The organism is Janthinobacterium lividum (assembly GCF_034424625.1).
Taxonomy (GTDB): Bacteria; Pseudomonadota; Gammaproteobacteria; order Burkholderiales; family Burkholderiaceae_D; genus Janthinobacterium; species Janthinobacterium lividum.
The window spans coordinates 2954951-2975071 of the sequence record NZ_CP139976.1 but is presented as its reverse complement, the minus strand read 5'-3'; the positions used below and the strand labels follow the sequence as shown (position 1 = coordinate 2975071).

Sequence of the window (20121 nt, the reverse complement as noted above, 5' to 3'; positions counted from 1 at the left end):
AACACCATGACGAGCACCCACGCGCCCCTCTCCATCTCCCTGCAATGCCTGGGCAACGCTGGCTGCGTCTATGAGCGCAAGCCGATCGACCTGCTGGTTACCATCCGCAACGATGGCAGCCGCGATATCGGTTTTCCGCTCGACTACCTGCGCAAGTCGGGCCCGATCGTCAAATTCATCGATACCGATACCGGCGCCGTCACCTACGCCCGCCGTGGCCTGGCCAATCCGGCGCTGAAAACGCAATTCACCACGATTGCGCCAGGCGCCTCGATTTCCATGGAAATCGACGTGCATCCAACCGACATTGAAACGTTTCGCATCAAAAAAGTCGATATCAGCGTGGAAGTGATATTGAAGGGCGACATACGCATCGATGGCGAAGCGGAGTTGCAGGACTACCAGGGCGGCGCGAAGATCCGCATCTTTGAAAAAGAGGAGTAAGACGATGCTGGTGCGGATGGTGTTGTGCGAAACAAGCGTTTCGCCGGACGCCTGAGGCAGCGACCGCGAGCCGGCTCAAACAGCCACTTCGATCTCCTCCCACGGCACAGCTGCCGGATCCAGCAGCCACAGCAAGGCAAACTGGCGCTGCGCGATGACCTGCCCGATCAATCCCCCTGGAACGTCGACGAAGCGCGCTTGCTGGCACACGGCCAGCAGGCGCGTGTTCAGGTCAAGCGCATCGAGAAGTTCCCCATCGCCGCGCAACGGCTCAGCCAGCGCATCGATCGAGCCGGCACCCGTGATCATGGCGGCGATGCGCTGCGGGTCGCAAGTGGCCGTCGGCGTCTCCAGACTGCCAACCTTGCCCAAGGCCCATAACAGCGCCCAGCACGCTTCGAAGCCCCACTGGAACACGGGACCCCGCTGTGCCGGATCGGTCTGCGGGTCGAGAAATGCGGCTTCGAGGGGACGTAATGCGGACGCGGCGCCCAGGTCCGCGATCAGGTCGGAGGCAAGCTCCGGCGCGAGTCCTTCGGCGCGCGAGGCGCACATGCACAGGCAAATGGCGCGCCCTGCCGTGTCGCGTGCGCTGCGCACGGCACCGCTCAATGTCGGTGGCAAAGGCAATTGGCCTGGGGGAAGCGGCAGGCCCAATGATGTCAGATGACGAACCGAACGATCCAGGCGCGCCAGCGCCACGTCAGAAGGGATGGTGTTCATGGCTAGGCCGCTTTCCAATCGATCTAAATAAATTTGCCCATCAGGTGTTCATTGTATTTCTTTTGTTCATCCTCGATCACCTTGCGGATATCCGGATGCAGCGCATTGTAGTTCACCTTCCCGGTGCCTGGTTTCATCGCATGGAGGGACTTGTGAAACTCCGACAAAGTCGCTGTCGAGCCTGTTGGTGGAGCGGCCGCATACATCAGATTATCGAAATCGGTTTGCCCGCCACCAAATTTCGCGCCCTTGTTGACCATGTGCTCCTTGTTGACCTTGAAGGTCGTGACGGTGCTCGCCTTGGCCGCCAGCGTAGGGAAGTCCGTGCTGATTTCGTCCAGCAACTCAGTAAACTTGTCCTTGAATTTTCCGCCCACCAAGCTGTAATCTTTCCAGTTCGACGTGGCGTCCCGGCAACGCCGCCATGCCTCGGCCAGCACCGGATTGACCTTGAAGCTGAGCTCCGCCACTTGCTGATAAAACAGCGAGATTTCCTTCAATATCGCCTTGGTGGGGCCACTGGCCTGCAGCTTGACATTGATCGAATCGACCCAGCTGATCCAGCTGTCCGGATCGAGCACCGTGCCATTTTGCGCCTCGATGATGGCGTCCAGCGCATCGCTGATGATCGTTCTATTATTGTGTTTCGGATCGTCCTTGTAATCGGTGCCATTGAAGATGACCCGTTGCGCCACCATTGCCCCCGGCGCGGCGGCGGCTGGCGCGGGAACCTGCAGGCTTGCCGATCGCGCGGGCATCGCGTTCATGGCCCGGCTTCCCATCCGGTCTGCCTCCTGCTCGAGCGCGCGGTCATCGTTGATCGCCATGCCATGCGCCGCCATCGTGGGCTTCACCCTGCCTTGCCTTTGCTGCAGCACATGCCAGGCTTCATGCGGCAAGTGTCGCTCCTGGCCAGGTCCCAGATGAATATCGCCGCCTTGCGCATAGGCATGCGCCTGCACCAGGCCAGGCTGGTGCGAATTATAGTGGACCGTTACCCGGTCCATCGCTATGCCCGACAGCTGCTCGATGCCGGTCCTGAGCGCCGATGGCAGCGGCGCGCGCCTGGCATCGGGCGCAGGCCCGCCGGCCGGGCTGCGCGCATAGCGAAAGTTCGCCATGGCTGTGCCGCCGTGCCCGCCCTGCCGCTGGGCGACAGGAAGCGCGCGGCGCGTGTCCGTGGCGGGCTGCATGGGCGGCCTGTGCCGCAATGGCTCATGCGTCATGATCAGCTTTGCTGGCGGATATTTTCACGAATCCTCCTTGCGCTTGCGCTTGCCTGCGACCTTACTCGTGCCGGTTTGTGCATCGAGCAACAACGATGCATGATGGTAGAGCGCAGACGGCACGGCTGGCACATAGGCTGGTTTTTTTGACACCCTTGTTGCCCCCATATCCCACACCGCGCCCTTCGGCAAATAGCTGCCGACTGGCGCTTCATCCCCGGCCTTTTGCAAATGCATGACGAAGCCCAGGTTGGTGCTGTCGGTTCCGAACTGGAAGTGTTTCGAAAGGCTTGCATACAGCGTGACCTTGGCATGCGTATTTTTCCCCAACAGGCCAGGCAGCGCGGCAGGGTCCATATTCGTCATGTCGTAGATTTGCGCATCACCGGTATTTTGCTTTCCAAAGTCAGCCAGTTCTTCTCTGGTGGTAAAGTTATAGGCAGGATCGACCAGGCTGAGCGACTTGGGCCCCGCCGTGGAGGTCATGGTTTCAAAGTACACCGGCCCCCTGTCCTTGACCTTTTTTTTCACGAAGGCCGCGTCGGCCCCGTGAAACATCATCGCGCTGCTCGAACCTTGCTGCCCGCTGTGGGTAAGGTAGAACGATGCAATGGTATAGCCGGTACCCTGGACGGGGCCCGTGTAATGGCGCAAAACAGCGGCTTCCATTTTCCCCCTGGCCTCGCTCTGCTCATACTCCGTCGACAGGTGGAGTGCCGCCTCATTGAGGTTTTCAATGACTTGCGTCGCCTCTGCAAACAACACGTCGGTCCGCCAGCTGCGCCACTGCTGCAATATTTGCAATCCTTTGCCATAGTTACTCGCTATACGATTGAGCAACACTTTGACCTTGTCGTTTCCCACTGCCACCCGATTTACTGCGCCCTTTGCAAGATTCATGCTGCGCTTGAGCGTGTTTTGCAGCAGGGACAAGCGGCCGCCCCGCCTGCGGCGGCTGCGCGCCACATCGGCGTGAGGTGATATCACCTTCTGCAGCGTGGCGAGAAACCCCTCGATGTCATACTGCCCTGGCCATATCCGGATCGATTTTTCGAGGTCGCTGATGGCGGGATACAAAAAACCAAAACTTTGCCGCTCGGTCATTGTTACATCGCTGACAGCATTCCATTTATCAAGAATCCCCTGTTTGATCTTTGGAACATCGATACCAAGGTTGTTCTTGTCCTGAATTTCAAAAATAAGGGCCGGATAGGTAAAGAAACTCGTCTCGCCAGCCATGCCGGCATACACCAGTTTCAACGCATATGAATCGAACATGCACTCGTTATCCCCGTAAATCCGCTTTGCCCCGGACACGATTTGCCGATAATGCCTGAACAACTCCGCCTCATAGTCTTCTGGAGTATCGAAGTCGTGATGCACCAGCTTCCTTGCCTCAGTACGGTATTTTTTGGAATTAAGGTACTGCTTGGGAACGCCGATTTTTTTCGCGGGTGCGTAGGTCCTGGTTGTCGAGTTTTTCAGCAGCAGATTGTAAGTAAAGCTGTTGACCTCGGCGCCCAATTTAGGACCGGGATGTCCTTGCCCACCCGGATTCCGATACCCGATGATACCGAGCGGACTGCCCTCATCCGGCTCGACATCAGCTTTCAGCAGTGCCGTTTGCTCTTCCTCTTCATTTGCAAGCGTCGAACTGGCGGGTTTGTAGATCTGGCTCAACTGATTAACAAACGCTGCGTCACCACGCTTGGTATCTCCTGTCAGTCCAAGAATATCCCTTTGTACATTGGCTGCGCTGGAACGGAAGTAATCGAACTGATTCTGATTGAAAAAAACGCTCTTCCCCTGGCCTCCCGGCGGCTGCTTGTTCTTCGTCGGGGCGGTCTTGGCATGGTATAGCTTCAGGCTGTCGCCTGCGGCATTCATCACCTTGGAGCGTTTTCTGGCGGCATCCGAGCTCTTTTCTTTCCTGCGTGCCAGTCCCTGCCGCGAAACCTTGCCATTCCATTCAATGACTCTGTCGCGCACGCCATCCGGCATGTCGCCATACATGGCACCCAATTTCTCGATTTCCTCCGCCAAGAACATTTCCGCGTCAACAGAGGTCACGGGATCCCAGCCATCCGTCGCCGGACCGGGAAATTCAGGCAGGTCCTGCATCAACTCCCGGTAGATTTCGTCATACTCGTCAGATCCTTCCCAGTACAGCTCTGCCAGCAGGGAAAACACGTCGTTGCGGCCATTCCTCCACAGCTCGTTGTCACTGATATAGCGGTTCGCAGAGCCGATGGTGCACTGCACGGGGCCGTTATCATGCTCCTGGCCGCTTGCTGCGAGCGGCTGGGGCGGCGCTGCCCTGCGTTGCAGCGGCTGCCGCATCAGGCGATCAGCGCCGGCTTCATCGCTCGTGTTGACGGCTTGCCCATTGACGCGGCCATCGGTCCGGGGCGGCGTGCCCCGCAAGACATTGATGATGTGATGCCCGACCTCGTGCTTGATGTTCGGCTCGCTATCCTTGCCGGGCGCGAAATGGATCTTGTTACCCTGCAAGGTTGCATCGGCCTCCACGGTGGCGGGAAACGGGGAATTATGCGTGGCGCGCAGCGTCGAGGTGTCGACGCCATGCTGCTCGCCCATCGCCGCCGCGATGGCCCGGAATGCGGACGATCCCTGCGCCCCCATGGACGCCGCCGGGCCTGGCTGCCGCAGCAAGCTGGCCGGGCTGCGCGCATAGCGGTACTGCTGCATCGGCGTACCGCCATCGGCAACGCGCAGTTGCGGCGTGTCCGGCCCGCTGCGCGCTGCCGTGTGCGCCGTCGAACGCGGTTTATGCCGCAGGCGCTCATGCTCCATCGGCTGCGCCCCCTTCCGGCATGCCGGCAGGCAGCCGCCCGCGCGCATGCGTCCTCGCGCTACGCATCATCGTCCCAGCGAAAATCATCGGGCGCAAACACCTTGCCCAGCTTGTGGTACTCGCGCTCCGTCGCCTTGAGCAAGTGCCGCTGCCCCACCGCCTGCTGCTCGGCCGCCGCGAGAAAGGCGGCGTTCACGGCGATGCTGTTGATATTTGCGCCGCTCAGGGGCGCGCGTTCGGCCAGCAGCTCGAAATCGATGTCGCCGGCCAGCGGCACGGCGGGCGGAAAGGCGCTGCGCCACAATTGCAGGCGCTGCGCGCCTCCGGGAAACGGATATTCGATCATGAACTTGAAGCGCCGCGTAAAGGCCTTGTCCATATTCGCCATCAGGTTGGTCGACAGGATGACGATCCCCGTGTAGCTTTCGATGCGCTGCAGCAAATAACCGGTTTGCAGGTTGGCATAGCGGTCGTGCGCATCCTTCGTTTCCGTGCGTTTCGAAAACAGGCTTTCGGCCTCGTCGAAGAACAGCACGATATTCATCGCCTCGGCCTGGTCGAACAATTGGGCCAGGTGTTTTTCCGTCTCGCCGATGTATTTGCTGACGATGCTGGCCAGGTCGATGCGGTACAGGCCCAGTCCCAGTTCATTGGCAATGATCGACGCGGCCATGGTCTTGCCCGTCCCGGACGGACCATAGAACAGGATGCACAGGTTGCTGCCATGTTCGTTCTTGCGGTTGAAACCCCATTCCTCGATGACCTGATGGCGCTGCTGCGCATATTGCAGTACTTCCTGCAGCCACTGCCGCGTGGTATCCGGCAGGACGATATCGCCGAAGCGGTAGGTGGTCTTGACTTCATGGGCAACGCTCATCTGTTCACGGTTGCTCTGCGCGCGGCAGGCGTCGAGCAGCATTTCGCCGGCGCTGCCCTCTTCGCCCTCGGCCTGCAGCATGCGCCGGCTCGCCGTTTCCTTCAGCGCCAGCACGATCTGCTCCTGCGTCAGCAGATATTGATTGACCAGCCTGGCGAGCAAGGCATCGTCGATGTCCACGCCGAAAGTACCCGCATGGCGCAGCCAGCTGGCGCGCCGCAAGCGGCTGTCCGGCGCCGGGACGCGCACCAGGACGGCCGCCACCTCGTGCCGGGCATACCGAAAAGCAAGGTCGGACAGCCGCCGCGCGGGACCGTTCAAGACCGCCAGGTAGGGCTGGCTCTCGAACAGTACCTGCATGACCTCGTCAAGCAGGTCGTCGTCGGCGCCCTCCTGCGTGCCGAGCCAGTGGCAATGCAGGAGCACGAAAATGCGGTTGCACAACAACGCGTCGCGGCACAGCAGGCGCAGGCGCGCCAGCAAGGTGCGGCGGTTCTTTTGCCCATTCAGATAGGCTTGCCAGATTTCCTTGCCGTCGAGTTCGACGCATGCCATGCCCATCGTCGCAAACGTCGCCGCGCACAGGCTGCGGGCCAGCCACAGGTCCGGCCCTTGCAATTGCAGCACATGGCTGGCCGCGCGCGCCTGCGCCGGGCCGCAGTGCCCGATGAAACGCGCCAGCTGCGCGAGGGCCTGGGCATCGGCCAGGTGCTCGTCGAGCGCCAGCGTGCTGTCCAGACTGGTCAGCGGGCGCTCGAGACACAGGCGCGGCGCGGACTGGGCCAGCAGATACGCGGCAATCGGCTCGCTCAGGCGATAACCGCCGTCCAGTCCGGCCAGGCTGGTATTGGGCGCCAGCACGATCAGTTCCCAGTGCAGCAAGGCGGCATCGGCCAGCAGGCAGCGCTGCAAGCCCGGGCGCGTGCCGCGGCACGCGGCGAGCATGGCATCCAGGCCGGCCAGGTCGATCCAGCCTTCGCTGCCCTCGGCGCTGGCGGCGCTGCCGAAAGCGCGCACGATGGCGCCATAGCGCCATTCGATTTCGCTGAGCAAACCGAACAGCAAGACTTCCTGTTGCGGCCGGTCCAGGTTGAACAGGGCGCAGACATGGATCCAGGGAATAAAAATCTGCGCCTCGACGGTGGCTGCCGCACGCTGGCCCAGCAATTGCCACTGCTGTTCGATGCGCGCGCCCAGCCGCGCGGCCGCATCGGCGCCGCCCGCGCTCCCCGCGCCCAGCTGGCTGGCTTGCCGGTACAGGCGCTCGAGGGCGGCGCCGGACGCCGCTTCGGGTGGTGCGGACGCCTCCGCCTGGCGTGCCAGCAGGGCCAGCTCGATCATATTGTCGGCCAGCGTGCGCAGCGCCTGCTGCAGGGCCGCGTTGTCCGCATAGGCGCCGCTGTCGGTGGCGGCCGTGGCTGGCTGGGCGCTCATCGTTTCACACCCCGTCCGGCTTGGTGAAATCGGCGAGCAGCACCAGGCGGTCGGTAGCTCCGCGGTTCCAGGCCGCATGTTCCTGCGTGTCGTCGAAGACCAGGCAGCGCCCGGGCTGCCAATGGCGCACGGCCGCACCCACCCGCAAGGCGCAGTCGGGCGAACTGCGCAGGCCCAGGTGCAGGCGCAGCACCCGGTCCGTATAACCGACGTGCGGCGCGATCTCGGTGCCGGGCGCCAGGCGCGAAAAGCCCGCTGTCACCAGACCCGGAATGCAGCTAAGCAAGGCCAGCGTGCGCGGACAGAAGATGGCGTTCTCGAGCATGGGACGGCCTTCGAGCACCAGGCCGTAGACATCCCAGCCGCGGTTGTACAAGCCCGTTTCAGGCCAGGCGTCGAACTCGGCATGCGGCAGCGCCAGGCATTCGTCGAGCACGCTTTCCCAGCCTTGCTCGAGGCGGGCCGTAAAGGAGAACTGGTCATTGCGAAAGAACATGGTGTCACCAAAAAAGTTGCCATTGCCCGCCCTGCCAAACGGCATGGCCCTGCAAAGTGATGCGATAGTCTCCGGGCGCGCCGTCGAAGCCGCGGGCCTGGTGATAGCGACGGCCGGAATGGATGAAAGCGGCCCCGGTCTGGTAATGGATCTGCTCGAACGGTTCGCGCTGCAGCAGCGCCAGGATCTCGCTTTCATCCAGATTGCCCGTGCGTTCGAGTCCGAACGGCCACATTTTCATGCCGGCGCCCCGCCCCGCAGCGGCGATCAGCAAGGTCACCGATAGCGTCGGCGCCGCGCCCAGGCCGACAGCCAGGTGGCCGCGGTCGAGGTGGATGGGATTGCCCGGAAAGTCGGCCGTCTCGCGCCCGCCCTGCCATTGCTCGTGCACCAGGTCGAGGTCTTCCGAGGCACGCAGGGCGGGATGGCCGCCGAACATGTGAAAACCGGGCAAGGCGAGCGCCGGGTGATAAACGACAGGCTGGCCCAGCGCGGCGCCCAGGGACGCCAGCAAGGCGTCATAGACTTCGCCGAAATGATCCAGCAGAAAAGGATTATATTGGCGGGCCAGCCGTTCGTACGGACGCGCCGGCATGCCCACGATATCGTAGTAATACGTGGCCCCCAGGGTGTGGATCGGGAAATGCCGGGTACGCCTGAGCCAGAACGGTTCCAGGTCGAGCAGGCGCTCGACGACGTCCGCGCATTGCTGCGGCGTCAGCACGGGCAGGTGGAACGATGCGATCGCTTCAGCGCTGTGGTCAGGATTCATGCTCTTACCAATACAAAAGAAGTTGTCCATCCAGGCGGACCGCATGGCCCTGCATGGTGATGCGCTCGAGGCCGCCTTTGCCGCAGGCCAGCACCGCCTGGTGTATCGCCAGCCCGTCGTGCACGATCATCTGTCCGTGGCGGTAGGCGATGAAATCGGGTTGACCATCCTCGCGCCGCCACAGATGCAGGCCGCTGCCCGCCGGCACGCTCAGCGGCAGGGTAAAGCTCAGCAAGTCCTGCGCGCCAAAATGCCGGCCTGCAAACACGTCGCGGTATTGCAAGTCGCGGTGCACGCTGGCCACCGGCTCGGCGAATGCCGGGTGCGGCAGGTAGATATGAAAGCCGGGCCAGGCGGCCTCGGGCGCCAACCGGGCCGGCAGCCCGCAATGGAACTCCAGGCAATCGAGCACCAGTTGCAGCAGCGCGCCAAAATGGGCCGCGAGCAGGCGGTTGCTGCGTTCGCGCTCCGGCCGGTTCCAGTAGAGGCCGGCCGGGCCCGCGCCGGCGTCGAGGTAGGCCGCCAGTCCCAATGAATAAAAGGGCACTTCGGCATGGCGCCGCCGCCAGTGGCGTGCCAGCAGCGACAGCCGCAAGACCCAATCGTCACAGGCGGCCTCGTCCAGCAAAGGGAAGAGCGGAACGGGCATCAGCCGTGGCGTCCGTCGCCCACCAGGCGCACCAGGGCACGCGTGAGCAGGCGCCGGTCAGAATTGCCGAGGCTGATATCCGTGGCGCGCTGCACATTGTCGAGGAACAGGCGGACATTCGCATCGATCAGGCCGAGGTCGCCCCGGTTGGCCGCATTTTCATTGATTTTCACAAGCGCGCGGATGCCTTCCTTGAGCAAATCCTGCTGTTGCACGCCGAAGTTGCGCCCGGTAGCCTGCCCGAAGGCGGCGACCAGACCGACCAGGTCGGCATCGTCGACCCGGTTATCGATGGGCTGGCCGGCGGGCCTGGCACTGCAGACGATTTTTTGCAGGCCCTGCACGAAGCGCGTCCGGTCGCCCTCGTCATTGCTCATCTTCGTGGCGTCGCCAAACACATGGGCAAAGTCGCCCACCCGTTCATCGATCGTGCGCTGGGCCGAAGCCAGCAGGTTTTCCTGCAAGCGCCCCGACGCGACTTCCTCGCGCAACTGCGCCATTGCCGCAGCCGTGGGGCTGGGACGCGTTTCCAGCGCGATGGAGCTGGCGTTTTCCGGCGTCCAGACGAACTCCACCAGGGGTGCGGGACCGATCGCCGGTTCGGCCGTCAACTGGATCTTCCAGGTTTCGCCGGCCCGCACCGTCATCGTGAAGTTCCCTGGCATGGGGATGAAATACGTGTGCGCTCCTTTCTTGCCGGACGATGCGGTGACCGCCTGGGTGCAACCGGTGGCATAGGTATGGCTGGTTACGCTGCCGCCAGCATCGATGGTGCTGCCCTCGAGCATGCCCAGGTAGGCGGCGGTAATGGTCGGCTGCCCGATGCTGGCCATGACGAAGCCGTCGCTGATGGCCACCGTGCTGAAAACGCCTTCGACCAGGTCGGCCTGCGAATAAGTGGTGCGCGCGCCAAAGTCATTGCTATGTTTATGCTTACGGTTCATGACAACTCCATGGTTGGATGCAACATCAAAATGTCTTGCCCCGTGAGGCAAGTGCGAAAATGCTTCACATAGCGTTCTGCCTGCCGTCGCCGACCAGCCGCACCAGCGCCCGTGTCAGCAGCCGCGTGTCGGTGCTGCTGAACTCGATGCCCAGCACCTGCTGCACGTTGCCGATGAACATGCCGATATTCTTCTTGATCAATCCCAGGTCGGCCCGGCTGGCCTCGCTATCGTTGATTTGCACCAGCGCCTCGACGCCGGCCTGGAGCAGGCCGCGCTGCTCGTCGGTAAAGCTGTGGCCGCTGGCCTTGCCGAAGGTGTCGATCAAATCCTGGACCGCCTGCGGATCGAGCGGCTTGACGACTTCGGCTTCGCCGGGCAAGGCTGGCGAGCAGACGATCTTTTGCAGGTCGCGCACGAACTGCGCCCGCTCTTCCTCGTCGGCGCTCATGTGGGTAAGGTCGCCAAAGATCTGGGTCAGGTCGTTGACGCGCCCATCGATCACTTCCTGGGCATTGGCCGCAACGCTGCCTTGCAGCTGCCCGCTGACCATGCGCTCACGCAGCAGGTTGAAGCCACCGATTAACTGGCCATGCAGATCATGTTCCGGCGTCACGGGCTCTGGGGAAACGAGCTGCGCGTCCTGGGCCGCAAACGGCACCCAATAGCAGTACACCTGCGGTGACGCACCCGCATTAGGATCGGTAATGAGATCGATAGTCCATTCCTCCCCCTTTCTCACCGGCATCGAAAACGTGCCCGGCAACGGAAGCCAGTATTGTTTGGCGGTCTTCTTTCCCGTTGAAACAGTGATCGGAATGCAAGAAGCGGTCACTTGCAAAGCACAGGTCGTACCGGATGCGCCAACCGTACTGCCTTGCAAAATACCGTAGAACGGAGCCAACGGCGGCTGGGTGAAATCGGTATTGCCGACGTAGGCCACGAGCGTGCCATCGGAAGCTGCTGTCTGGCTCAGTGGCAAGACGGGTTGATTGAAAAGAGTACGGTCGCCAATGATCTTGCCGATCAAAGTATCCCCCTGCACCTCGCCCGTCGCCGTGACGTTGCCGGCGACATTGATATTGCCAGTCACCGCCACTTCCGCAGGCGTAACGGCCAGCGTGGGCGCCGCGCCGCCCACCGCAGCCACACTGAGCAGATTGGCGCCGGCGGCAAAGCCGGTGCCACCGATCGCCACCGACTCCTGGGCCCAGATGGTGTCGGCCGTCAAATCGCTGAAGGTCGCCGCGCCGCTGGCAAAACTGACGGGGCCGTTTACCTGCAGGGCGTATTGCGTGTCGACGTCGGTGAGCGCGAGATTGATGGCGACCGTGTTGCAGTTGGGCGGCTCGCTATTGCTGACGATGAGCATGGCCGGCGGCAGCCCCGCCTCTTCTGCGGGTGCCAGGATGGCATTGTCGTCGTTGGCCTTGAACTGGGCCAGCAGGCCCGCGCTGACCATGTAGGCCGACGTGGCAGCCGCGAACGGGGACGTGGCGGCACCGCCTTCCAGCAAGGTCAGCTGGGTCTGGCTATCGACCGACTTGACGCGCAGCAGCCGCGGCAGTGTCTGCGGATCGGCCGCGGCAAACAGCTGGTCGCCCGCCTTCGCCGCGCTCAGGAAGGCGGTGCCAGTGCCCGTGACCACGGTCGGCGTGGCCGGATCGATGCTGATGGTCCCTGCCCCGTCCGTCTTCGCGCCGTCGGCCCCCTGCAGCTGGTAAGGCAGGCTGTCGACCTTCCCCGCATACGGCGCGGACAAGGTCAGTTGCGTATCGCTGGCAACCTGCGCAACGCTCTGTACCTGCACTGCCGCCGGAGTGAAACGGGGAATCAGGAGGGTATCGCCGGCCGACAAGGCAGTAAACTTGGTGCCCTCCGTGCCGGTAATGGTCGTGCCGTTACTGCTGACCTTGCCGGGGCCGGTGACCGGTTCAACCGTGCCCGACACCAGGTAGCTGTAGGGCGAATTGATGACGGGGATTTCAAACTGCGTCGTCAGGACCAGTTCCGTATCGCTGGCAGGCGTCTTGGCCAGCACCGCCTGCTGCTGGTTCAGGGTGCCGATGGCGATCAGGTCGCCCACCTTGACCTGGTCCTGGAACGTGGTGTTGTAACCCTGCACGACATCGGCGCTGATCGAGCTGATGACGCCATTGCCGATGAAGGCGCTGCCGCCGCCCACGCTCAGCGAGGCGGCCGGGCTGCGGTCGAAGATGCCGACGTTGCCGCCATCGTAGAACAGCCGGCTCGCCGCCTGCCCCGGCGACTCCTTGGTCCAGTAGCTGAGCATGGCCATGCCCTGCAGCTTGGAGCCGTTGCCCTCGAAACTCTGGGCCTTGATGGCGCCGCTGGCAGTCAGGCTGTCGGCCAGGATCTGCCCCTGCACGTCGAGGGCGGCGCGCGGCGCGCCTTCGTTCAGGCCGATGCCGACGTTGCGGTCCCGCCCGATGACCAGCGCATTCGGCCCGGCGCTGGCGGAGCCCCCCTTGGCCAGCGCCTGCACCCCCAGGCCGACGGTGCCGTCCAGGCTTACCTGCAGCAAGGTGCCGTCGCTGCGCGAAAAACGGGCCAGGGCCGAACGCATGTAGGTGTAGCCCGATCCGGGCGCCGGCATCGTGGTGGGCGAAAAGGCAGCGTCGATCTCGACTTGCAAACCATCCTGGACGATCTTGCTGACGGTGCGCCACTGGGCCGTACCCATGCGCACCGAAGGGTCCGCGATGAGCTGGTCGCCCACTTGCAGGAACGGCGCGGGCGCATCCGAGAAGGTGACCAGCTGGTTGTCCCAGCTGATCGTGCCCTTGCCCTTGATGGTCACGGCGTCGACCTGCAGGTTGGCGACCGGATTGTCGGTCCCCACGCCGAGGTTGTTGCGCGCCGTCAGCAGACCCATGAACTGCCCGCGCGGGGCGTCGAACTCCAGGTAATAGTCATCGGCGCGGCTGCCCTCGCGGCGCGCGCTGATGCTGGCGTAGTCCGCCGGCACCGTGGCGCCGGCAATGTTGGATGGCGCGGAAAAGGCCTGGTTCACGCCGGCCCCTTCCGTGACGAAATTGACCGAACCGACGCTGCTGCCCACATAGCGGCGCTCGTTGCGCCCGGATTTGTAGGTCAGGCTGTTGATGCTGCCCTCGGTGGTCAGGGAAATGACCGCCAGTAAAATGTTCGTGCCGGGCTGGTCGAGATTGCGCAAGTACTGGATCTGCGGTTGCTGCACGATGCGCTTGTAGCCGGCCGTGCCGCTCTCGTCGCTGAGGTCGGCGAACACCTCGAAATAGTTGATGGTAATGAAATAGGTCGCGCCGGGGTCCAGCTTATCGAACATCAGCACGGCCGGCTCGAGCAGGATGATCTGCCGGCCCAGGGCGTCGATCGCCATGCCGCGCGATACTTCGAGCTGGCTCGGTTGCCCATCCGCCGAGGCGGCAACCTCGAGGCCATGCGCGATGCCATACAGGTACAGGCTGACATTGCGCGCCGCCAGCATATCCATCTGATACTGCTGCTCGCAGCGGAAATCGTCCGTCAGCAAGGCTTCGCCCGAGAAATAGTTGGGCCGTTCGACACGTGGCTGTTTCATGCTTTTTCCCGGGTCATGGTATTGGAAGCGGCACTGGCGATGGCGATCCACGACAGTGTGATATCGGCATCACCGCCAGCGGCCTGCAGCGCCAGCAGCGTGACGACGAACTGCGCCGTGCCGGAGGCGACGGCGGTGGCGTACGGAACGCTGCCGCCCACCGTCACCATCACGGTGGGCGGCGCGCTGAAGGCATCCTGTTGCGTATCATAGAAATGGACGGTGACGCTGGTGCTGGCGCCCGCGCCTTGCAGCTGGGCCGCCGGCACCGTCAACGTGCCCTGCAGGAAGGTGTCGAGCGCGGCGCTTGCCCTCGCGTCCCCCAGCGCGGCCGGCAGCCGGCTCGTCACAGGAATCCGGCTGTCCGTCACGCTGACGATGGCCTTGTTGGCGTCGAGCGTGACGGTGGCCAGCAGCACGCCATTCGCGGGCACCCTCTTCGCGGCCAGCAGCTGGGCCGCCTCGCTGACCACGTTGGCGGTCGACGCGCTGGTGTCGGGATAATAGGCGTACACCAGCATGGGATTGCTGGCATCCGACGGCAGCGTGAGCGGCGTCCCACCGGACGGCAGGATCAGGAAACGGCCTGCATCGTCGAAGGCCACGCCCTGGCTGACGGCCAGCGTATTGCCGGCCTGGCTCACCAGCATGCCGTTCAGCACGCCGGGCGAGAACAGGTACTGGTTTTGCAGCCAGAACCAGTTGCTGAAGTAATTCTGCTCGAGCGTCATGTAGTCCGACGTCAGGAACATGCCGGTATGGTAGTTCAGGTGGTCGGCGACGTCCGCCTTGATGATGGTGCTCATGTCTGGATTCCTTGTTGGCCGAGTAAGGTATTGACGCCCAGCGCGCTGGCATAGCCTTGCGCCTGCAACTGCATGCTGGGTACGATCGTGATGATGTAGTTGCTGGCGGCAGGCTTCATGACGCGCAGGAACTGCTCGAGCCGGCCATACAGCGCCTGGATCTGCGCCACGTTGGAAGCCGTCAGGATGAACAGCGGGTTGTGCGCGTTCGGCAGCACCATCTGCACATTGAACAGCCACGGCAGGTAGCCCGCCACGACGGGCGCGCCGCTAACGTAAGCGTCGCGCACGATGAAGGCGCTGCCGGCCAGGTCGCTTGCCACGATGTCGGGTGGGGACGGCGCGCTGATGTTTACCGACACGGTGCCGTCGATGGCAATCCACTTGCCACTGTCGTCCAGTTGCTGGCCGTGCATGGCCATGGGCAGCCCGAGCAGCAGGTTGGCCAGCATGCTCAGGCCCTGCAAGGTTCCGCGCATGCGGTACAGGGCCATGATTTCCGCGATCACGGTGCGCTTCTGGTCGATGTCCCAGTCGTTGTCGACGGCCAGCGCGACCCAGCCGCCGAGCCAGTCGAGAAAATCGTCGAGCCAGGCTTCGATGGGCGCGTTCGGGTCCGATGCGCCCGGCGCGGCGGCCACGTAGCCGGCCAGCGGATCGTCGGGCGCGGGCACCTGGATATAGGTGTCGAGGTCGGCCAGGATGGCCGTTTCCTGCTTTGCCGTCGCGCCTGAGATGGGCGGCATGAAACTCGTGTCCGAAGGGGGAAACAGGAAACTCAGGCGCGGATAGAACAGATTGCCAATGACGTCCGCCTGCAGCAGCTCATGGATGCCCTTGCGCCCGCCCAGCTCCGCGTCGCCGATGCCGGTCAATATCTTTTCAAAAATCTTCAGGTACTGCGCCAGAAAAGCCGGCTGCGTGGTGCTGTACACGGCAGGCAGGTAGCGCAGGTAGCTTGACGGCGCGCTCATGCGGCATTGCTCCTGACGCTGACATCGAGGCAGCGCAGGCGCGGCAATCCCCGGTAAAACATCGCGGGCGTGCCGGGCGGCAGATCGGCAAGCTGGGCGTTGACGTCCAGCACGGCCATCCGGTCGAGCGCCAGGGTGGGGATGAAATCGAAGACCAGCTCGTCGATGGCATCGATGCCCGGCATGGCCAGGACCAGTTGGCGCAGCGCCGCTTCGGTGGGCGCCTCGTCATATGGCCAACCCTGACCGGCCGGCCCTCCCTCGCAGGGCAGGAAGTAGGCGAAGAGGCGCGCGAACAGCAGGCCCAGCGTGACATCCAGGCGCACCGTCGGCACGCAGCCGGCGACCAGCGTCACGTTGATGTCGGTGAACTGCGCCGCACGCGCCTGCACCCGGTTGCCTGCGATCACGCGCGGGGCCAGGTATTTGTTTACGGCCGTGAGCAAGGTACGCTCGGCGGTCGCGTCGTCGGCGGCCTCGATCATCAGCACCTTGCGCCGCGTGGTGCTATTGCTTTTGCCGTTGCCGGCCTGGTTCGGATACGGCGGATACTGGTAGCGCCATTGCGCATCGCTGAGTATCCAGGCAACGCTGCCCTCCCCCGCGCTTTGCGCATACGCGCGCCGCACCAGCAGCGGCGTGGCGCCCGTGCCGCCGGCAGCCTGCTGCGCGATGACCTGGTTGGTTTCCAGCGCCAGCGTGTCGATGTTCGGCAGGGTCAGCGCCATGTAGGGACGGCCGACATAGGCCAGCACATATTGCTGCAGCGTCGGCTTGTTCAGCACGGCGCCCTGTTCGATCTGCGCCAGCACCTGCTGCAAGGCCAGGAAGGCGGCGTCATGGTTGGCCTTGGCGGCCAGGCTGTAGGCGGTCTGGTTGCCGGAAAAGGCCAGGCCCAGCACCCAGCGCAGGTAGTTCTCGTCCGTCTGCACGGGAATCGCATTGGCCTGGTACAGCAGCGACTCGTCCAGCCAGGCCAGCAATTGCAGCAGGGTGATGCCCGGATCGCTATCGTTATAGTCCGTCCACTGGCGCGTGTACTGCGGGATCCGGCGCACCAGGTCGGCTGCCAGTTCCTGGTAGCTCTTGCGGTCGAGGTCGGGCAGCTCGAAGGCCATGGCTACACCGCCGAGATATACACGAGCATGCTGCCAGCGACGGGCAGCTCGGTGGGCGCCAGCACGACATTGCCATCCTGGCGCCCATTCACGTTCAGGCTGAGCACGCCGGTCACGCCAGGCAGGCTGCGCAGCAGCACATGGATGGCGGACGCCTGCACGGTCTGGCCGAAACGCCAGCCCTGCCCGGGAGGACCGCCATACACCGGCTGGAAATAGGCGCGCAGCAGCGCCGCGATGCGCGCCTGTTCGGCTTGCACCTGGTCGGGCGCGACGCGGGCCGCCAGCTGCGCCGTGACGGACACCGGCACATAGCGCGCCGCCTCGATGCCGATGCGTCCGACCAGCGCCGCCAGGCAGTATTGCCTGACATACGCGCCCACCTGGTCCAGCAGCGCCGGGCTGGCGTACGGCAGCGGATCGGTGGACAGGGGCAGCACCGCGATGCGAATGGTATTGCCTTCGGCCTCCACGGCGCGTGCCTGTGCCACCTGGGCGCTGGCGGCACCGGCCAGGGCCGTGAAATCCTGCAGTTGCACGGCCCAGCCACCCGCACGCACCAGCGCGGGACTGGTGGCCGCCAGTTCTGCCCGCGTAGCGCAGCCGACCCCGCCGGCCGCCGGGGCCGGATTGGCCACTGCGGCGATGTTGGCGATGCCGGGACGCAGCACCGTCAGCGCGCCAGCGCCCACATTGCCCGCCAGCCCTTGCGTATGGTGGTAGCGGATGGCGACGATATTGTTGTGGCCAGGCGGCGGGATCATGCCGTTGTAGCCATCGCCAAATGTCAGCAGCCCGTTTGCATAGTCGAGCGTATACACGCGGTCGGTCGGACCGCTGAAGGCGAAGCTCTCGACCTGGGTCCAGCGCCGTGCCACCTCGCCGGCGCCCACGCGCACGTCCGCCAGCTCCGCATCGGCAAATTCGGCCGCGCCAGGGTCCTGCCCCGCCATCAGCCCGGCAGGTTCGATCACGCACAGCAGCAGGTCGGCCAGCACGGGGGGATAGTCGAGCGTGAACTGCTGGAACATCTGCTCGTTGCTCGATCCGAGCACTTCATCGACCAGGGTGGTCAGGTTCGACGCCATGACCGTGTTCGGATACATGCCATACAGACGGATGGTACGGTCGACATGGGCATTGTTGATGCGGAACCAGAATGCCATCTGCGAAAACAGGTAGGCCGCCTGCATCGCGGCCGGAACCACGAAGCCGACCAGGCCAGAGCGGCTCAAGCCGTAGGTGGCATCGTCCACCGCCAGCGCCCGCCACTGCTGGCCGTCGTGGTATTCCCACTGCAGGGTGCGCCCGGGGGCGGCCTGTTCCTGCTGCAGATAGAAATACAGGACCAGCTTGTTGCCGACGCAGGCGGCGGCGAATCCCGCATCGTCGAAGGCAAAATAGAAGCCGGTCAGCAGCGCGTCGACCGGTTTGAACGGGCTGAACAGGAAACGGCTCAGGGTGAAGGCGTTGTAGCTCCAGAAGCTCTGCGGCTTGGCCGCGAAGCTGTATTCGATACGCGCCGAGAGCACGAAGGGCGGGTAGTAGCTCGGCTGGGAAATCGTGTAGCTGAAATTGACGCCGGCCACGTCGTTGAGGTATTTGCTCACTCCCAGTTTTTGCGCCTGGCCCAGCACATCCACGGGGATGGCGTCGATGGTGGTGCTGACGCTGGTGCTGGCAATGCCGCCCTGCTGCCCGTAACCGCCTTCGGCGATCACGCAGCGTATCCACAGCCCTTCGGAACCGGCCACGGTGCCCGGACCGAACTTCGGGCAGGCGAACTGGATGCAGGTGGGGCCGTCCGGGCTATCGGACTGAAAATTGTTGATCCTGTCGACGAACTGGTAGGTGCTGGCGTCCGTGGTGGTGGCGTTGAAGGCGCTCCATTGCAAGCCGTCCCAGAATTGCCAGACCAGCCGCACCGGAAAGGTATATTCCAAGGTCGTCAGTGTGAAATAGACCGTCACCAGGGCGCCGGTCCTGGCGAACACGCTGTCCGAGCGCAGGTAGAACGCATCGTTGGTTTTCGGCGTTTCGCCGAACGGATAGGCGCCATTGGCGATATCGAGCAGCACGCCATTGCAGGCGGCCTGCTGCGGCACGATGGCCTTGCCCTTGAAGGTGCAGTTCAACCCCGTGATGACGGGCAATTGCTGGGCCAGCGAGGCCAGCACCTTGACTTGCGGCGCGGGCTTGACCAGCAGCCAGTATTGCGCTTCGCCATCCTGCCCGCTCAAGGGCGCGGCGTCGAAACCGGCGCCCGGCTCGCCCGCCCGGTACAACTGCCGCTGGAGCTGCGCCAGCGGCACGGCGGCCGCGCGCGGCGGCATGCCCAGCACGATGTCGAGCTGCCGCTCCGACGATGAACTCGTCAACTGCGTCGTCAGCGGCGTCAGCGCGCCATCGAACCATTGTCCGAAATATTCAGGGTACAGCTGCTTGCCGGTCAGGGTGACGGTGATGCTCTGCAGCGCGTCGTCAGGCTTGAACAGGGCCGGATCGCCCATCATGAACCAGTGCCCGAGCGGCTGTTCGGCCGGATCGACCAGCTGGCTGGCCACGAAGATCGGCACCCCGGCCTGGTCCCCGAGCAGGCTGGGCAAAGCATCGATGAACTGGTCCTGCGCCGGAATGACCGTCAGCGCCGCCGACAGCGTGGCGGGCAGCACCAGCAGCGCCTCGTTGGTCTGGAAGCGGATCGTCTGGTCTTGCGCATCGAGCACCGCGCACTGGGCCGGCACCGTCGCCGCCGGCTGGCCTGCCTTGAGCAGGAAGCGCAGCGGCGCCTGCGCCGCCAGCGGCGCGCGCAACTGCATGTTCATGAACTGGAAAAACCCCAGGCGGCGCTGCTCCGGCATGGCGTTCTCGATATCGGCCGTGTACGCGGCCAGCTGCGAAAACAGCTTCAGCAGCACCAGCCCCGGATCCTGGTCGACGTCCGACGCACTTGGCGGCAGCGTATTCCAGTAGCCGCTCCATTCGGGAACGTAGGCCTTGGCCAGCGCCAGCGTCTGCGCATAAAACTGCTCGGCGTCGCGGAAGTCGAGCGTCGGGGAAGTCATGGACGCGGCTCGCCTGCCGCTTCCGCGCGCAGCTCTTCAAGCACCTGGATGGCGCCGCTGATGCGCAGCAAGGTTGCCTGGAGCTGGCGTTTGCGCTCGTTGAATTCGTCCTGCAGCGCCTGCAGCTGCGCTTGTCCCGCACTTTCGTTGCTTTTCAATTCGGCAAGGCGGTCGTTGATCAATTGTATGTCCATG

General features: G+C 63.8%; 15 protein-coding genes. 1 reads left to right on the top strand and 14 read right to left on the bottom strand.

The features are described 5' to 3' along the window. Positions 1–6: 6 nt before the first annotated feature. On the top strand, positions 7–444 hold the full coding sequence (locus tag U0004_RS13570) for a hypothetical protein (protein WP_070257344.1): 438 nt from the start codon (positions 7–9) through the stop codon (positions 442–444). A gap of 75 nt (positions 445–519) precedes the next feature. Here U0004_RS13570 and U0004_RS13565 read toward each other — a convergent pair whose 3' ends face one another. The 14 genes from U0004_RS13565 to U0004_RS13500 form a co-directional block, all read right to left on the bottom strand. After that, positions 520–1167 (bottom strand): DUF4272 domain-containing protein, encoded by a 648-nt coding sequence (locus U0004_RS13565; protein ID WP_139144174.1) that lies wholly within the window; start codon positions 1165–1167, stop codon positions 520–522. Positions 1168–1190: 23 nt separating this feature from the next. Further along, positions 1191–2288 (bottom strand): eCIS core domain-containing protein, encoded by a 1098-nt coding sequence (locus tag U0004_RS13560; protein ID WP_256608854.1) that lies wholly within the window; start codon positions 2286–2288, stop codon positions 1191–1193. A gap of 129 nt (positions 2289–2417) precedes the next feature. Next, on the bottom strand, positions 2418–5255 hold the full coding sequence (locus U0004_RS13555) for a hypothetical protein (protein ID WP_139144175.1): 2838 nt from the start codon (positions 5253–5255) through the stop codon (positions 2418–2420). Positions 5256–5266: 11 nt separating this feature from the next. Continuing rightward, a complete protein-coding gene (locus U0004_RS13550) occupies positions 5267–7519 on the bottom strand; it encodes an ATP-binding protein (RefSeq protein ID WP_070257352.1) in 2253 nt (750 codons plus the stop codon). 4 nt (positions 7520–7523) lie between these two features. Then, positions 7524–8015 carry an aspartyl/asparaginyl beta-hydroxylase domain-containing protein gene (locus U0004_RS13545; RefSeq protein WP_070257421.1) on the bottom strand — a complete coding sequence of 164 codons (492 nt, stop codon included), beginning with the start codon at positions 8013–8015 and terminating at the stop codon, positions 7524–7526. 4 nt (positions 8016–8019) lie between these two features. After that, positions 8020–8787 carry a hypothetical protein gene (locus tag U0004_RS13540; protein ID WP_070257354.1) on the bottom strand — a complete coding sequence of 256 codons (768 nt, stop codon included), beginning with the start codon at positions 8785–8787 and terminating at the stop codon, positions 8020–8022. 4 nt (positions 8788–8791) lie between these two features. Next, complete coding sequence (locus tag U0004_RS13535; protein ID WP_070257356.1) at positions 8792–9436, bottom strand: hypothetical protein; 645 nt, start codon at positions 9434–9436, stop codon at positions 8792–8794. Continuing rightward, positions 9436–10380 carry a hypothetical protein gene (locus U0004_RS13530; protein ID WP_070257358.1) on the bottom strand — a complete coding sequence of 315 codons (945 nt, stop codon included), beginning with the start codon at positions 10378–10380 and terminating at the stop codon, positions 9436–9438. Before U0004_RS13530 ends, U0004_RS13535 begins: the two co-directional genes overlap by 1 nt. 64 nt (positions 10381–10444) lie before the next feature. Next, on the bottom strand, positions 10445–13963 hold the full coding sequence (locus tag U0004_RS13525) for a hypothetical protein (RefSeq protein WP_081345686.1): 3519 nt from the start codon (positions 13961–13963) through the stop codon (positions 10445–10447). Next, a complete protein-coding gene (locus U0004_RS13520; RefSeq protein ID WP_070257361.1) occupies positions 13960–14769 on the bottom strand; it encodes a hypothetical protein in 810 nt (269 codons plus the stop codon). The genes U0004_RS13525 and U0004_RS13520 overlap by 4 nt, the downstream gene beginning before the upstream one ends. Next, positions 14766–15743 carry a phage tail protein gene (locus U0004_RS13515; protein ID WP_070257363.1) on the bottom strand — a complete coding sequence of 326 codons (978 nt, stop codon included), beginning with the start codon at positions 15741–15743 and terminating at the stop codon, positions 14766–14768. The genes U0004_RS13520 and U0004_RS13515 overlap by 4 nt, the downstream gene beginning before the upstream one ends. Beyond that, a complete protein-coding gene (locus U0004_RS13510) occupies positions 15740–16861 on the bottom strand; it encodes a hypothetical protein (protein ID WP_070257365.1) in 1122 nt (373 codons plus the stop codon). Before U0004_RS13510 ends, U0004_RS13515 begins: the two co-directional genes overlap by 4 nt. A 2-nt stretch (positions 16862–16863) precedes the next feature. Then, entirely contained in the window at positions 16864–19926 is a 3063-nt protein-coding gene (locus U0004_RS13505) for a baseplate J/gp47 family protein (RefSeq protein WP_070257367.1), read from the bottom strand. Beyond that, positions 19923–20120, bottom strand: coding sequence for a hypothetical protein (locus tag U0004_RS13500; protein ID WP_034777761.1), 198 nt, complete (start codon positions 20118–20120; stop codon positions 19923–19925). The genes U0004_RS13505 and U0004_RS13500 overlap by 4 nt, the downstream gene beginning before the upstream one ends. Position 20121: the final 1 nt, after the last annotated feature.

What these genes read in the sequence shown, in the direction of transcription:
- U0004_RS13500 (WP_034777761.1), bottom strand. Translation starts at nt 20,120, where the DNA reads ATGGACATACAATTGATCAACGACCGCCTTGCCGAATTGAAAAGCAAC.
- U0004_RS13520 (WP_070257361.1), bottom strand. Translation starts at nt 14,769, where the DNA reads ATGAGCACCATCATCAAGGCGGACGTCGCCGACCACCTGAACTACCAT.
- U0004_RS13510 (WP_070257365.1), bottom strand. Translation starts at nt 16,861, where the DNA reads ATGGCCTTCGAGCTGCCCGACCTCGACCGCAAGAGCTACCAGGAACTG.
- U0004_RS13565 (WP_139144174.1), bottom strand. Translation starts at nt 1,167, where the DNA reads ATGAACACCATCCCTTCTGACGTGGCGCTGGCGCGCCTGGATCGTTCG.
- U0004_RS13505 (WP_070257367.1), bottom strand. Translation starts at nt 19,926, where the DNA reads ATGACTTCCCCGACGCTCGACTTCCGCGACGCCGAGCAGTTTTATGCG.
- U0004_RS13560 (WP_256608854.1), bottom strand. Translation starts at nt 2,288, where the DNA reads ATGGCGAACTTTCGCTATGCGCGCAGCCCGGCCGGCGGGCCTGCGCCC.
- U0004_RS13515 (WP_070257363.1), bottom strand. Translation starts at nt 15,743, where the DNA reads ATGAGCGCGCCGTCAAGCTACCTGCGCTACCTGCCTGCCGTGTACAGC.
- U0004_RS13555 (WP_139144175.1), bottom strand. Translation starts at nt 5,255, where the DNA reads ATGCGCGCGGGCGGCTGCCTGCCGGCATGCCGGAAGGGGGCGCAGCCG.
- U0004_RS13545 (WP_070257421.1), bottom strand. Translation starts at nt 8,015, where the DNA reads ATGTTCTTTCGCAATGACCAGTTCTCCTTTACGGCCCGCCTCGAGCAA.
- U0004_RS13530 (WP_070257358.1), bottom strand. Translation starts at nt 10,380, where the DNA reads ATGAACCGTAAGCATAAACATAGCAATGACTTTGGCGCGCGCACCACT.
- U0004_RS13525 (WP_081345686.1), bottom strand. Translation starts at nt 13,963, where the DNA reads ATGAAACAGCCACGTGTCGAACGGCCCAACTATTTCTCGGGCGAAGCC.
- U0004_RS13570 (WP_070257344.1), top strand. Translation starts at nt 7, where the DNA reads ATGACGAGCACCCACGCGCCCCTCTCCATCTCCCTGCAATGCCTGGGC.
- U0004_RS13540 (WP_070257354.1), bottom strand. Translation starts at nt 8,787, where the DNA reads ATGAATCCTGACCACAGCGCTGAAGCGATCGCATCGTTCCACCTGCCC.
- U0004_RS13550 (WP_070257352.1), bottom strand. Translation starts at nt 7,519, where the DNA reads ATGAGCGCCCAGCCAGCCACGGCCGCCACCGACAGCGGCGCCTATGCG.
- U0004_RS13535 (WP_070257356.1), bottom strand. Translation starts at nt 9,436, where the DNA reads ATGCCCGTTCCGCTCTTCCCTTTGCTGGACGAGGCCGCCTGTGACGAT.